We start from the raw sequence: 13,202 nt of genomic DNA, 5'->3' as shown, positions 1-13,202 counted from the left end.
CGCGGCTGTTCTCGTTCGCTACCGCCGCCTGCCGCGTGACCGAGCCGGCTTCGGCGGCAGACGACGGATGAGCACCACCGTGCTGGGAACCTCGAGCACTGCCTTCCCGCACTCGGAGAGTTCCGGGTCGGCACCGCCGGCCTTGCGTACCGCTGCGCGGTCCCGCTCGATCTCCTCGGACGCGCTCACCCCTTTCAGGGCGACCAGTCGACCTTCGGGACGAACCAGGGGGAGGCACCAGCCCGCGAGCCGAGCAAGGGGAGCGACCGCGCGAGCGGTGACGACATCGGCGCCGTCCAGCTGCTCGCGCACGGATCGTTCCTCCGCGCGTCCACGGACGATGGTGATCGGGAGTTCCAGCTTCTCGGCGACCTCGGCCAGCCAGTCGACCCGGCGAGCCATGGGTTCCAGGAGAACGATAGCGAGGTCCGGTCGAGCAATCGCGAGCGGTACACCCGGAAGCCCGGCACCCGATCCCACATCGACGACGCGGGCGCCCTCGGCGATCTGCTCACCGATGACGGCCGAGTTCAGCACGTGCCGGTCCCACAGTCGGTCCACCTCGCGCGGTCCGATCAAGCCTCGTTCCACGCCATGGGTCGCCAGCAACTCGACGTATCGCGCAGCCTGGTCGACACGCTCACCGAACACCTGCACCGCCGCGGTCCGAACCGTTCCGGTGGCGCCGTCCAAGCTCACTACGTCCACTCCTCACTCCGCGCGTTTCACGTGAAACGCGCCCATCTGATTGTCCCTGATGCCCGACCCAAATCGAGCCGACAGACCGCATCTGTGGACAAGTCCACTCCGCGGGCGGAACTGTCCACAGCCGTTTCACGTGAAACGCGGCGGAGCGGATGAGGACGACGCGACGCGCCCGGTTTCACGTGAAACGCCACGCTTGTAATTCGCCACCGCGTGACTCGAACCCAGATCCAGGGGAGACACAAAAGCGGCCCACCGGATCATCCGGTGGGCCGCTTCAGCTCAGTACTCCCGCAGTGGAGCTCAGCCCTCGAGGAAGATCACCACGCGTCGCTTGGGGTCCTCGCCCTCGCTCTCGCTCGTGACACCGTCGACGGTGGCGACCGCGTCGTGCACCACCTTGCGCTCGAACGGACTCATCGGCTGCAGCCGCACCCGCTCGCCGTTCGTCCGGACTGACTCCGCGGTGGACCGGCCGAGCTCGCGCAGCTCCTCCCGGCGGTCGGACCGCCAGCCCGCGATGTCCAGCATCAGCCGGCTACGCGAACCGGTCTCCTGCTGCACAGCCAGCCGGGTCAGCTCCTGCAGCGACTCGAGCACAGTGCCCCGTGGGCCGACGAGCTTCTCCAGATCCTCGCCACCGTCGATGCTCACCACCGCTCGGCCGGCTTCGACATCGAGGTCGATGTCTCCGTCGTAGTCGAGCAGATCCAGCAACCGCTCCAGGTAGTCGCCGGCGATGTCACCCTCTTGCACGAGAGTGCTATCGCCACCGCCCGCCTTCGTTTCGACCACTTCCGCCGACTCGGCCTTCTCGTCCTGATCGGCGTCGATCGTGTCGACCGTCTCCGACATGTTCCGTCTCCTCTCCGAACCGGATCGGCGTCAGCGACGCTTCCGGCCCGACTTCCTGGTCGAGTTCTTGAGAAGCCCGGGCGCCCCGTTCCCGTTGGCTCCGTTGGTCTGGTTCGCCGCGGACTGCTCCGAGGGTCGCTCCGAGGCCTGCGTGGCCGCGTTGTCGTCCGACGCCTTCGTCGCGGCGGCACCGTCCGTGCCGGTCTTCTTCGCAGGCTTGTCACTCGAGACGCCACCGGACTTGCCGTCCGCCGACGCGGTCTGCGCGAAGCCGTGTGCCGAGCCGGCCTTGGTCACCTTGCGCTGCTGCTGACCCGAGGGCTGGTTCTTCTTCTGCTGTACCGGCTTCTGCCCGACCTTCGGAGCGGCCGGCTTCTGACCCGGCTTCGGACCGAGCGAGGCACGCTTCTCCGCGGCCTCTTCCTTGCGCTTCGCCTCTTCCTTGTCGATCCGCGTGTAGACGAGGCGCTGCTGCATGAGCGTCCAGCCGTTGTTCGCCAGCCAGTAGAAGAGAAGACCGAGCGGGAAGAACGCACCGAACACGAGCACACCGAACGGGAAGATGTACATCGTCAGCTTGTTCATGATCGCGGTCTGCGGGTTGCCCGTGGCCGAGGCGTTCTGCCGGGCCACCGAGTGCCGCGCGGTGAGGTGCGTCGCGATCGCGGCGACGATCATCAGCGGCAACGCGACGGGGAGCACGTTCCAGTGCCAGCCGCCGTTCGCCACGTTGCCGGCGACCGCGCCGACCCCGTTGTTGACCGCTTCGCCGAGGTTGACGCCGAAGAGCTTGGCGTTCACGTACGAGCTGACGTCGTGCTGGCTGAAGAAGTAGTTCTCGGTCTTCGGCCCGCCACCGGGCGGCGGGAAGGTGAACGCACGCAGCACGTGGTTCAGTCCGATGAACACCGGGATCTGCAGAACCATCGGAAGGCAGCTGCCGAGCGGGTTCACGCCGTGTTCCCGCTGGAGCTTCTGCATCTCCTGCGCCTGGCGCTGCCGGTCGTTCGCGTACTTCTTCTGGATCTTCTTCATCTCCGGCGCGAAGTCCTGCATCTTCTTCATCGACCGGACCTGGTTCACGAACGGCTTGAACATGATGCCGCGCACGGTGAAGGTCAGGAAGATGATGCCGAGGATCCAGGCGACCGCGGACGACTCCCCGAAGACGAACCCGAAGACCTTGTGCCAACACCACAAGATGAAGGACACGGGGTAGTAGATGAAATCGAGCACTGAGCTACTCCTCGATCGGTGTTTCAGGCATGCGGTGTCGCCACGAGAACTTCTCGGGGACCGGGTCGCGGCCGGGCGGGGTCCACGGGCCGCAGCGCAACAACCGGCGCAGCGCGAGATAGGAGCCGCGAGCCGCGCCGTGGCGGGTCAGGGCTTCGACTGCGTACGCGCTGCAGCTCGGGTAGAACCGGCAAGCCGGCGGGAGAAAAGGCGAGATCGCCTTGCGGTAGAACCTGACGGGCAGGAGCAGTACCCACGCGACCGGCCCGGGCCGGGGAGGCTTCGCTTCCTCGGGGACTCCGGTGGCCTCGGTGGTTTCGTGCTCGGGGGTGGCGTGCATGGCCGTTTACACCGCTGATCCGTGGTCGGGGCCCGCGCCCTGCTGACGCGGCTGCCGGGGAGCATCCTCCCGGGCCGGGCGCCCGGCCGGCGCGAGACCGAGCCGGCGCAACGCCGCGTCGAGATCGGCGCCGAGTTCCGCGCTCGACGCGGTCGCCGCCGGAGGTAGTGCCCGTACCACCAACGAGCTGCCCTGGGGCAGTGTTCCGAGACGGGCCGAGACGAGGTGCCGCAACCGCCGGGTCACGCGGTGGCGGACCACGGAGTTGCCCACGGCCTTGCTCACCACAAAACCCGCCCTGGCCACAGCGGGTGTGGCCACGGGCGGGTCCGTGGTCAACGCATGGACGACGAGGCGGCGCCTGCCTGCCCGGGACCCCCGGCGGAGGACGACCCGGAAGTCCTCACTCCGCCGCAGGCGTGCGGCAGCGGGCAGCACGGCGCGTCTCGGCGAGCCGGATCAGGCGGACAGCGCGGCGCGGCCCTTGCGACGGCGGGCCGCCAGGATGCCGCGGCCCGCGCGGGTACGCATACGCAGGCGGAAACCGTGGGTCCGCGCGCGACGACGGTTGTTCGGCTGGAAGGTGCGCTTGCCCTTGCTCACTGCTTCTCCATGTGTCTCGGCCGTCGGACGACGGTCATTTCTCCGGCGCCCGGCATGTCGTGCGGGTCGCACGGCAGTCTCTGGTGTCTCCTACCAACGTGTGGCCTCGTCACGACGAGCGACGACATACGTGGGCACGCGAAACGCACCCGTCGCTTACGGGAGACCTTACGAGGGTACGCACCCCCGTCCGGAGACGTGCAGCCGCCCCCTCCGCCACGCACCGCGACCAGCGTCCGGCCCCGGGCTCCGGTACGCCACGGCACCGAATGGCAACACGCCGTACACCGTGAAATGCTTGCGCGGCACCACGCCTTGTGGCAATGACCGGGGCTTGTTAGCGTGCCTCTCTCAGGCTGCCGGGCGGGGTGGACGTCAGGTTACCGCCGCCGTCGGCCACGGGGTGTGGAGGCACCCGGCGAGAACGTCGAGCCCGCAGGTGGCGTGGCTGCGGGCCGCCGTACATTAGTGCACAGCTGTGGACAACTATGTGGATATCGCTGTGCCGTCGTGCGGATCGGGCCAGGATGACGCTTGCGGGAGTGTTCCGCGCGTGCGTGGGCTGAACCCGGGCGTACACGCCGACGAGGGGAGGGGAGTCAGACCGGTGTCCGAGCACCAGCACAATCTGGGCGTCATCTGGGAGCAGGTGGTGCGGGAGCTGTCCGACGGCACCCTCTCGCCGCAGCAGCGGGCCTGGATGCGCGTCACCCGGCCGATCGGCCTGCTCGACGGCACCGCCCTGCTGGCCGCTCCCAGCGATTTCGCGAAGGAAGCCATCGAACGCGCGCTGCGCACGTCGATCACCGACGCGCTGTCGCGCCGGCTCGGCCGCCCGGTCTCGCTCGCGGTGAAGGTGGACAGCGCCGAGGCCGTCGCACCCGCCCCTCGCTATGTGCCGTCACCCTCGCGGGTGGAAAACGAAACCAACGGGCACTTCGACGGCGCGCGCACTGAGCCGGTCCTCCCGGACGGCGCGCGCCCGGACAACGGACGGGCCGACGCGGGACGTACGGAGAACGCACCGCCGGCGATGACGCCGCCACGCCCGCCGTCCGAGGGCAACGGCCTGCCGCCGGCTCGGCCCGAGCCGGCGAAGCCGTCGGCGGAAGACACCGAGGACACCGACGAAGAAGTCGATGAAGAGGGCGAAGCACTCGCCGCGGTGCACGAGATCTGGCCCACGTTCTCCGGCCAGCCGATCGCCGGGCAGCCCTACACCGCACCGGCCCAGCCGCAGACCTCGAAGACGAAATTGAACGAGAAGTACACCCTGGACACGTTCGTCATCGGCGCGTCGAACCGGTTCGCGCATGCCGCCGCGGTCGCCGTGGCGGAGGCGCCGGCCCGCGCCTACAACCCGCTGTTCATCTGGGGCGAGTCCGGGCTGGGCAAGACCCACCTGCTGCACGCGGTCGGGCACTACGCGCAACGGCTGTTCCCCGGGATGCGCGTGCGGTACGTGTCGACCGAAGAGTTCACCAACGACTTCATCAACTCACTGCGTGACGACCGCAAGGTCGCCTTCCAGCGGCGCTACCGGGACATCGACATCCTGCTCGTCGACGACATCCAGTTCCTGGAGGGCAAGGAAGGTACGCAGGAGGAGTTCTTCCACACCTTCAACACCCTGCACAACGCGAACAAGCAGATCGTCGTCTCCTCCGACCGGCCGCCGAAGCGCCTGGAGACGCTGGAGGACCGGCTGCGCACGCGGTTCGAATGGGGCCTGATCACCGACATCCAGCCGCCCGATCTGGAGACGCGGATCGCGATCCTGCGGAAGAAGGCGGCGCAGGACCGGCTCGCGGTGCCGGGCGACGTGCTGGAGTTCATCGCCTCCCGCGTCGAGGCGAACATCCGCGAGCTGGAGGGCGCGCTGATCCGCGTCACCGCGTTCGCGTCGCTCAACCAGCAGCCGGTGGACGTCGGCCTCGCCGAGGTCGTGCTGCGCGAGCTGATCCCGGATTCGCACGCACCGGAGATCACCGCGCCGACCATCATGGGCGTCACGGCCGAGTTCTTCGACGTCACGCTCGAGGACCTGTGCGGCCCGGGCAAGACGAAGGCGCTGGCCACCGCGCGGCAGATCGCGATGTACCTGTGCCGCGAGCTGACCGACATGTCGCTGCCGAAGATCGGCCAGACCTTCGGCGGCCGCGACCACACCACGGTGATGCACGCGGACAAGAAGATCCGCAAGGAAATGGCCGAACGGCGGCGGATCTACGACCAGGTGCAGGAGCTGACCTCGCGCATCAAGCAGCGGGCCCGGCAGTAACCGCGTAGCTCGGCGCACTGTCTCGGCAACGCGCTGTCTCGGCAGTGCGGCCCTCAACGGCACAACGCTCTATCTAGGCGCTCCGTCTCGGCAGCGCTCTATCTCGGCGCTCTAACTCGACAGCGCCTTCACCGGACAACAGCCGCGACACGGCCGCTGTCGCTCTCTCGCGCGCCGACGTGCTGCGAAGGCGCTTTCCTTTCTCTCGCAACGTCTTCGCACCGCCTTCGTGTCGACTGTGTGCGCGAAGCTGCGTACGCACGCGTACGCGCCTGTACGCAGCTCGCCGAAATCCATTGATACACAACCGGTTTTCCCCAGGGTGTGAGTACTTTGCCCACAGCCCCAACAGATCCTTGATCAGCCCGAACCGGAAACCGTCCACATTGCACTCACACGGAATCCACAGGTTGTCCCCAGCTCTGTCCACGTTGATTCCCCAGGTTGTCCCCATTTCATCCCCAGCCGTGGCCCGTCACTCGCCAGGGCGATTCGGACCACTCCGGACGCCCACATCGCCTGGGTACAACTCGGCACATGCCTGGGGACAACCATGGGGACAACTACGCCCGGCTGTGGATGAACCGGGGGACGCCCGAAACCATCCACCGACCGCTCGATTCATCCACCGATCCACCACCAGGGCTCTCCACAGGCCGACGACCGCCACGACCTGCGGCAACGAGCTCTGTCCACACAACCCACAGCCCCTATTACTGCTACTGCCTTTAGATCTCTTGAAAGAGAGAACAGAACAAAAACAGGCGAAGGACGAAGTTGGGGACAAGCCCGAGACGCTGTCGGCTTGTCGACAAAGTCAAGGGGAGGCCGAGGTGACGGCACCCCCGGCGACGGCCTAACGTGGATGCCTGCACCTGGTCCGTCCCGCGCGTGGGTCGGACCGGACCGGTGGGGACCCGGTCGCGCACGCCTCGGGCGTACTCCCGGCCGTCACCCGCCGACCCTTCACGAGCCGCGGGGCTCGGTTGCCGAAAGGATGCGCGCATGAAGATCCGCGTCGAGCGCGACGGGCTCGCCGACGCCGTCGCGTGGGTGGCCAGAAGCCTCCCGTCCCGGCCGCCGGTGCCGGTGCTGGGTGGAGTCCTGCTCGACGCGGGTGCGGACGGCGAATCCGACGCGCTCACCGTCTCCGGCTTCGACTACGAGGTGTCGGCCACCGTCGGCGTCCCCGCGACCATCGCCGACGGCGGGCGGCTGCTCGTCTCCGGCCGGCTCCTCGCCGACATCACCAAGGCGCTGCCCGCCCAGCCGGTGGAGATCTCCGTCGACGGCGCCCGCGCGACCATCACCTGCGGCAGTGCCCGGTTCAGCCTGCCCACCATGCCGGTGGAGGACTACCCGCAGCTGCCGTCCCAGCCCGCGCACGCCGGCGAACTCCCCGGCGACGTCTTCGGCCAGGCGGTGACCCAGGTCGTCACCGCGGCCGGCAAGGACGACACGCTCCCGATGCTCACCGGCATGCGGCTGGAGATCTCCGGGGAGTCGCTGACGCTGGTGGCCACCGACCGTTTCCGGCTCGCCATGCGCGAGTTCACCTGGCAGCCGGCCGAGGGCCTGTCCGACGCCGCGGTGCTCGTCCCCGCCCGCACGCTCGCCGAGGCCGCGAAGACGCTCGGGGGCTCCGGTGCCACCGTGAAGCTCGCGCTCGCCAGTGGCGACGGCCTGCTCGGCCTGTCCGGCGCGGGCCGCTACACCACCACGCGCCTGCTCGACGCGGAGTTCCCGCCATACCGCCAGCTGCTGCCCGCGAACCACACGTCACGCGCGGTGATCGAGGTCGGTGCGCTCACCGAGTCGATCAAGCGGGTTTCGCTGGTCGCCGAGCGCGGTACCCAGGTCCGGCTGGAGTTCGGCGACGGCAGCCTGCGGCTGTCCGCCGGCGGGGACGACGAGGGCAGTGCCGAGGAGGAACTGAAGGTCGACTACGAGGGCGATCCGGTCACCATCGCGTTCAACCCCGGTTATCTCGTCGACGGGCTCGGCGCGCTGCACAGCGACCGGGCGGAGCTCACCTTCACCACCCCCAACCGTCCGGCGCTGATCAAGCCCGCGGACGCCGAGGGCAACGTCGTCCCCGGGTTCCTCTACCTGCTCATGCCGGTTCGGCTGCCGGGCTGATCGTCCGGCACCGCCGCGGATTTTCGTTACTACCTAAGGGGATCTCATGGTTCAGCTGGGTCTGATCGGCCTGGGCAAGATGGGTTTCAACATGCGCGAGCGGCTGCGGGCCGCCGGGCACGAGGTGGTCGGCTACGACCGCAACCCGGACGTGAGCGACTCCGCGTCGCCGGCCGATCTGGTGTCCAAGCTGTCCGGCCCCCGGATCGTCTGGATCATGGTGCCGGCCGGTGAACCGACCCGGCAGACCGTCATCGAGCTCGGCGAGCTGCTGTCCGAGGGCGATCTGGTGATCGACGGCGGCAACTCGAAGTTCACCGACGACAAGCTGAACGCGGATCTCTTGGCTGCCAAGGGAATCGGGTACCTCGACTGTGGCGTGTCCGGTGGGGTGTGGGGCAAGGACAACGGGTACGGCCTGATGGTCGGCGGCGCGGCGTCCGACGTGACCCGCGCGATGCCGATCTTCGACGCGCTGCGCCCGGACGGTCCGCGTGAGGAGGGCTTCTCGCACGCCGGTTCGGTCGGTGCCGGGCACTACGCGAAGATGATCCACAACGGCATCGAGTACGGCGTCATGCAGGCCTACGCCGAAGGCTTCGAGCTGCTCGAAGCGTCGAAGGTCGTCGACGACGTGCCTGCCGTGATCAAGGGCTGGCAGCGTGGCACCGTGGTCCGCTCATGGCTGCTCGACCTGCTGGTCCGCGCGCTCGACGAGGACCCGGATCTGGACGACCTCGAGGGCTACGTCGAGGACTCGGGCGAGGGCCGGTGGACGCTGGAGGAAGCCGTGAACCACGCGGTGCCGGCGCCGGTGCTCTCGGCCGCCCTGTTCGCCCGGTTCTCCTCCCGGCAGAAGGACTCGTCCGCGATGCGCGCGGTCGCCGCGCTGCGCAACCAGTTCGGCGGGCACTCGGTGAAGAAAGCCGGGAGCTGACGCAGGCCGGTCCCCCTCCGTGTATCTGCGCCACCTCCAGGTCACCGACTTCCGGTCCTGGCCGCAAGCCGATCTCGCCCTCGAACCGGGGCCGGTCGTGCTGGTCGGCCAGAACGGCCGGGGGAAGACGAACCTGCTCGAAGCGGTCGGCTACGTCGCGACCCTGGGCTCGCACCGGGTCGCGACGGACGCGCCGCTCATCCGCCACGGGTGCGAGCGCGCACTCGTGCGCGTCGCGGTCGTCAACGCCGACCGTGAGCTGACAGTCGAGCTCGAGATCACCGCGGGCCGCGCGAACCGGGCGAGGGTGAACCGTGGCGCCGTCGGCAGGCCGCGCGATGTACTCGGTGTCCTTCGAACAGTGTTGTTCGCTCCGGAGGACCTCGCGCTCGTACGCGGGGATCCGAGTGAACGCCGGCGGTTCATGGACGAGCTGCTCGTGCTTCGCGCGCCTCGGTACGCCGGGGTGCGCTCGGACTACGAGAAGGTGCTGAAGCAGCGCAACGCGCTCCTCAAGACCGCGGGCAAGCGACGTACCGGCCGCGAAGACCCGTACGCGCTGTCGACGCTCGACGTGTGGGACGACCACCTGTCGGTAGCCGGCGCGCAACTACTCGCCGCGCGGCTGAACCTCGTCGCCGACCTCGCACCGTACGCAGCCGACGCGTACATGGGAGTCGCGCCGGACTCGCGGCCGGCGAAGATCGCGTACCGCTCTTCGCTGGGCGAAGCGCTCCCACCGTCCTACGGTGTGCCCGGCGGTGAGCGCGCGGAGCCGGAGGTGCTGCGTGAGCTGCTGCTGAAGGCGATGGCCGACGTACGGCGCAATGAGCTGGAGCGTGGGATCAGTCTGGTCGGCCCGCACCGGGACGAGCTCGAGCTGATCCTCGGTGAAGCACCGGCGAAGGGGTACGCGAGCCACGGCGAGTCGTGGTCGTTCGCGCTGGCTCTGCGGCTCGGAAGTTACGAACTCCTGCGTGCCGAAGGGGGCGAACCGGTCCTTCTGCTGGACGATGTGTTTGCCGAGCTCGACCGCAAACGCCGGGCTCGGCTCGCGGAGGTCGCGGCGGGTGCCGAACAGGTACTCATCACCGCGGCCGTCGACGAGGACGTGCCCGGGGAGCTGGCCGGCGCCCGGTTCACGGTGGCAGAGGGTGAGGTGAACCGTGACTGAACACCCAGCACAACCACGTCGGGTGACCGGCGCCACACCTGTTGCCTACCGATCTGGGGACAAACCTGTGGACAGTGTGGATAAACCCGTGCCCGCGTTATCGCCGCGCGTGACGAATCGGCCGGATGGCGGTCTTGACACCCCCCGCACCGACGGTCACCCACGCGATTCGGCTCGTTCGGTCACCGACCGTGCTGCGACCACTGGGCCGAACGAGGGGGTCGTGGGGGAGAACCAGTCCGGCCGGGACCTCGCGCACGCCGCGCTCGAAGCCGCCAAGGCCAAGGCCCGCGAACGGGGTGCCCCGCCGAACCTGCGCCGCGGCCGGATCGGCGGAGCCGGGGGCAAAGGCCAGCACCCACGCCGTCGGCGCTGGTCAGGGCCGGGTGCCGATGCGCGCGACCCGCAACCGCTGGGCCGGCTGGTTTCGCGGCTGATCACCGACAGCGGCTGGCAGGACACGATGACCAACGCTCGCGTGTTCGGCCAGTGGGCGCGGCTGGTGGGCGAGGACGTCGCCGAACACGCCCAGCCGGTGGCGCTGAAGGACGGCGAGCTGACCGTGCGCGCGAGCTCCACCGCGTGGGCGACGCAGCTGCGGTTGCTGCAGGGGAAGCTGCTCGCGAAGATCGCCGCCGGCGTCGGCCACGGCGTGGTGAAGCGGATGCGGATCCAGGGTCCGACCGCCCCGAGCTGGCGGAAAGGGCCACGGCACGTGCCTGGCCGGGGCCCACGTGACACGTACGGCTGACCCGGGTTGCGGGCAGCCGGGTGAGTTCCCCGAGAACCGCTTGACGGCAGTCGGGATACGAGATGAGTCGGTCGAGAGTGATTTCGCGCCTCTGTGACCCGATGAGAGGTGTCCTTGCCGCATGTGAGCGGGGGTGGGCAAGTACACTGGTGAAGTAGCGAGCGTCCGCTCGGGCGAGACGAGGAGAAGCAACGCCGGTGACAGAGAACAAGAGCGAGTACAACGCGTCGTCCATCACCGTGCTCGAAGGCCTCGAAGCGGTCCGCAAGCGTCCCGGGATGTACATCGGTTCCACCGGTGAACGCGGCCTGCACCACCTCGTGCAGGAGGTGGTGGACAACTCCGTGGACGAGGCGATGGCGGGGTACGCCACCAAGGTCGAGGTCACGCTGCTCGCGGACGGCGGGGTGCGAGTCGTGGACGACGGCCGCGGCATCCCGGTCGACCTGCACCCCAAGGAGCAGAAGCCGACCCTCGAGGTCGTGCTCACGATCCTGCACGCGGGCGGCAAGTTCGACAGCGACTCCTACGCGGTGTCCGGCGGCCTGCACGGCGTCGGTGTCTCCGTGGTGAACGCGTTGTCCACGAAGCTGCTGGCCGAGATCAAGGTCGGCGGCCGCAGCTGGCGCCAGGAGTACACCGACCAGGTCCCCGGCCCGCTCGAGGACCTCGGCCCGACCACCGAGACCGGCACCACGATCACCTTCTGGGCCGATTCCGGGATCTTCGAGACCACCACCTACAACTTCGAGAACATCTCACGCCGGCTGCAGGAGATGGCGTTCCTCAACAAGGGCCTCACCCTGTCGCTGCGCGACGAGCGGGTGGCCGACGAGGAGGCCGAGCGGGACGCCGAGGGCAAGCAGGCCAGGGTCAAGGAGAAGGTCTACTGCTACCCGGGCGGGCTCGAGGACTTCGTCAAGCACATCAACGGCAGCAAGGACCCGATCCACCAGAGCGTGATCTCCTTCGACGCGAAGGGCACCGGCCTCGAGGTCGAGATCGCGATGCAGTGGAACACCGGGTTCACGCCGTCGGTCTACACCTTCGCCAACACCATCAACACGCACGAGGGCGGTACCCACGAGGAGGGCTTCCGCGCCGCGCTCACCCGCGTGGTCAACGCGTACGCGCGCGAGAAGAAGCTGCTCAAGGAGAAGGACGCCAACCTGACCGGTGACGACGTGCGCGAGGGCCTCGCCGCAATCGTGTCGATCAAGCTGTCCGAACCGCAGTTCGAGGGCCAGACCAAGACCAAGCTGGGCAACAGCGAGGCCAAGACGTTCGTGCAGCAGCAGTCGAACGAATGGCTTTCGGACTGGTTCGAGCGCAATCCGGCCGAGGCCAAGACGATCATCAACAAGTCGATCTCCTCGGCGCAGGCTCGCCTCGCCGCGCGCAAGGCCCGCGATCTGGTGCGCCGCAAGGGTGCGCTGGAGATCGGCGGCTTGCCCGGCAAGCTCAAGGACTGTCGTTCCAACGATCCGGGCGAATGCGAGCTCTACATCGTGGAGGGCGATTCGGCCGGCGGTTCGGCCAAGGAAGGCCGCGACTCGATGTACCAGGCGATCCTGCCGATCCGCGGCAAGATCATCAACGTCGAGAAGGCGCGGATCGACCGGGTGCTCAAGAACACCGAGGTCCAGTCGCTGATCACCGCGCTGGGCACCGGCATCCACGACGATTTCGACCTTTCGAAGCTGCGTTACCACAAGATCGTGCTGATGGCCGACGCCGACGTCGACGGCCAGCACATCACCACGCTGCTGCTCACGCTGTTGTTCCGGTTCATGCCGCAGCTGGTCGAGCACGGTCACGTGTTCCTGTCGCGGCCGCCGCTGTACAAGATCAAGTGGCCGCGGGCCGAGCCGGAGTACGCCTACTCCGACAAGGAGCGCGACGCGGTCATCCAGGCCGGGGTCGAAGCGGGCCGGAAGCTGCCGAAGGACGACGCGATCCAGCGGTACAAGGGTCTCGGCGAGATGAACGCCGAGGAGCTGTGGGAGACCACGATGGACCCGGCGAACCGGCTGCTCGGCCAGGTCACCCTCGACGACGCCGCGCAGGCGGACGAACTGTTCTCCGTGCTGATGGGCGAGGACGTGGAGTCCCGCCGGTCGTTCATCACCCGCAACGCCAAGGACGTGCGCTTCCTGGACGTGTAGGCGTCCCCCGAAACCG

12 protein-coding genes are annotated in these 13,202 nt (G+C 68.5%); 6 read left to right on the top strand and 6 right to left on the bottom strand.

Features of this window, described 5'->3' with window-relative positions:
• Nucleotides 1-18 precede the first annotated feature (18 nt).
• From rsmG to rpmH, 6 genes are all read right to left on the bottom strand, one after another.
• Entirely contained in the window at nucleotides 19-699 is a 681-nt protein-coding gene (gene rsmG, locus BJY18_RS23375; protein WP_184781990.1) for a 16S rRNA (guanine(527)-N(7))-methyltransferase RsmG, read from the bottom strand.
• Nucleotides 700-1,008: 309 nt separating this feature from the next.
• Nucleotides 1,009-1,560, bottom strand: a complete 552-nt coding sequence (locus BJY18_RS23370) for a Jag family protein (protein ID WP_184781989.1) — start codon at nucleotides 1,558-1,560, stop codon at nucleotides 1,009-1,011.
• A gap of 30 nt (nucleotides 1,561-1,590) precedes the next feature.
• Complete coding sequence (gene yidC / locus BJY18_RS23365) at nucleotides 1,591-2,796, bottom strand: membrane protein insertase YidC (RefSeq protein ID WP_184781988.1); 1,206 nt, start codon at nucleotides 2,794-2,796, stop codon at nucleotides 1,591-1,593.
• 4 nt (nucleotides 2,797-2,800) lie between these two features.
• Nucleotides 2,801-3,136: a membrane protein insertion efficiency factor YidD gene (gene yidD / locus BJY18_RS23360; RefSeq protein ID WP_184781987.1), complete on the bottom strand. Its 336-nt coding sequence runs from the start codon at nucleotides 3,134-3,136 to the stop codon at nucleotides 2,801-2,803.
• A 6-nt stretch (nucleotides 3,137-3,142) separates the two neighbouring features.
• Nucleotides 3,143-3,574 (bottom strand): ribonuclease P protein component, encoded by a 432-nt coding sequence (rnpA, locus tag BJY18_RS23355; RefSeq protein ID WP_184781986.1) that lies wholly within the window; start codon nucleotides 3,572-3,574, stop codon nucleotides 3,143-3,145.
• Nucleotides 3,575-3,595: 21 nt separating this feature from the next.
• A complete protein-coding gene (rpmH, locus tag BJY18_RS23350) occupies nucleotides 3,596-3,739 on the bottom strand; it encodes a 50S ribosomal protein L34 (protein ID WP_184781985.1) in 144 nt (47 codons plus the stop codon).
• Nucleotides 3,740-4,346: 607 nt separating this feature from the next.
• Here rpmH and dnaA point away from each other — a divergent pair.
• From dnaA to gyrB, 6 genes are all read left to right on the top strand, one after another.
• Nucleotides 4,347-6,020, top strand: coding sequence for a chromosomal replication initiator protein DnaA (dnaA, locus tag BJY18_RS23345; RefSeq protein ID WP_184781984.1), 1,674 nt, complete (start codon nucleotides 4,347-4,349; stop codon nucleotides 6,018-6,020).
• A gap of 1,005 nt (nucleotides 6,021-7,025) precedes the next feature.
• Nucleotides 7,026-8,159 (top strand): DNA polymerase III subunit beta, encoded by a 1,134-nt coding sequence (dnaN, locus tag BJY18_RS23340; RefSeq protein ID WP_184781983.1) that lies wholly within the window; start codon nucleotides 7,026-7,028, stop codon nucleotides 8,157-8,159.
• Between the two features lie 46 nt (nucleotides 8,160-8,205).
• Nucleotides 8,206-9,096, top strand: a complete 891-nt coding sequence (gene gnd / locus BJY18_RS23335; RefSeq protein ID WP_184781982.1) for a phosphogluconate dehydrogenase (NAD(+)-dependent, decarboxylating) — start codon at nucleotides 8,206-8,208, stop codon at nucleotides 9,094-9,096.
• Between the two features lie 19 nt (nucleotides 9,097-9,115).
• The gene (gene recF / locus BJY18_RS23330; RefSeq protein ID WP_184781981.1) at nucleotides 9,116-10,270 is read left to right on the top strand and encodes a DNA replication/repair protein RecF; all 1,155 of its coding nucleotides are present in this window, start codon (nucleotides 9,116-9,118) and stop codon (nucleotides 10,268-10,270) included.
• 223 nt (nucleotides 10,271-10,493) lie between these two features.
• Nucleotides 10,494-11,021, top strand: coding sequence for a DciA family protein (locus tag BJY18_RS23325; protein WP_312873933.1), 528 nt, complete (start codon nucleotides 10,494-10,496; stop codon nucleotides 11,019-11,021).
• 197 nt (nucleotides 11,022-11,218) lie between these two features.
• Nucleotides 11,219-13,186 carry a DNA topoisomerase (ATP-hydrolyzing) subunit B gene (gene gyrB, locus BJY18_RS23320; RefSeq protein ID WP_184781979.1) on the top strand — a complete coding sequence of 656 codons (1,968 nt, stop codon included), beginning with the start codon at nucleotides 11,219-11,221 and terminating at the stop codon, nucleotides 13,184-13,186.
• The last annotated feature ends 16 nt before the right edge of the window (nucleotides 13,187-13,202 follow it).

The sequence above is a fragment of the Amycolatopsis jiangsuensis genome, assembly GCF_014204865.1.
GTDB classification, from domain to species: domain Bacteria; phylum Actinomycetota; class Actinomycetes; order Mycobacteriales; family Pseudonocardiaceae; genus Amycolatopsis; species Amycolatopsis jiangsuensis.
This window is presented reverse-complemented; position numbering and strand designations above follow the sequence as displayed.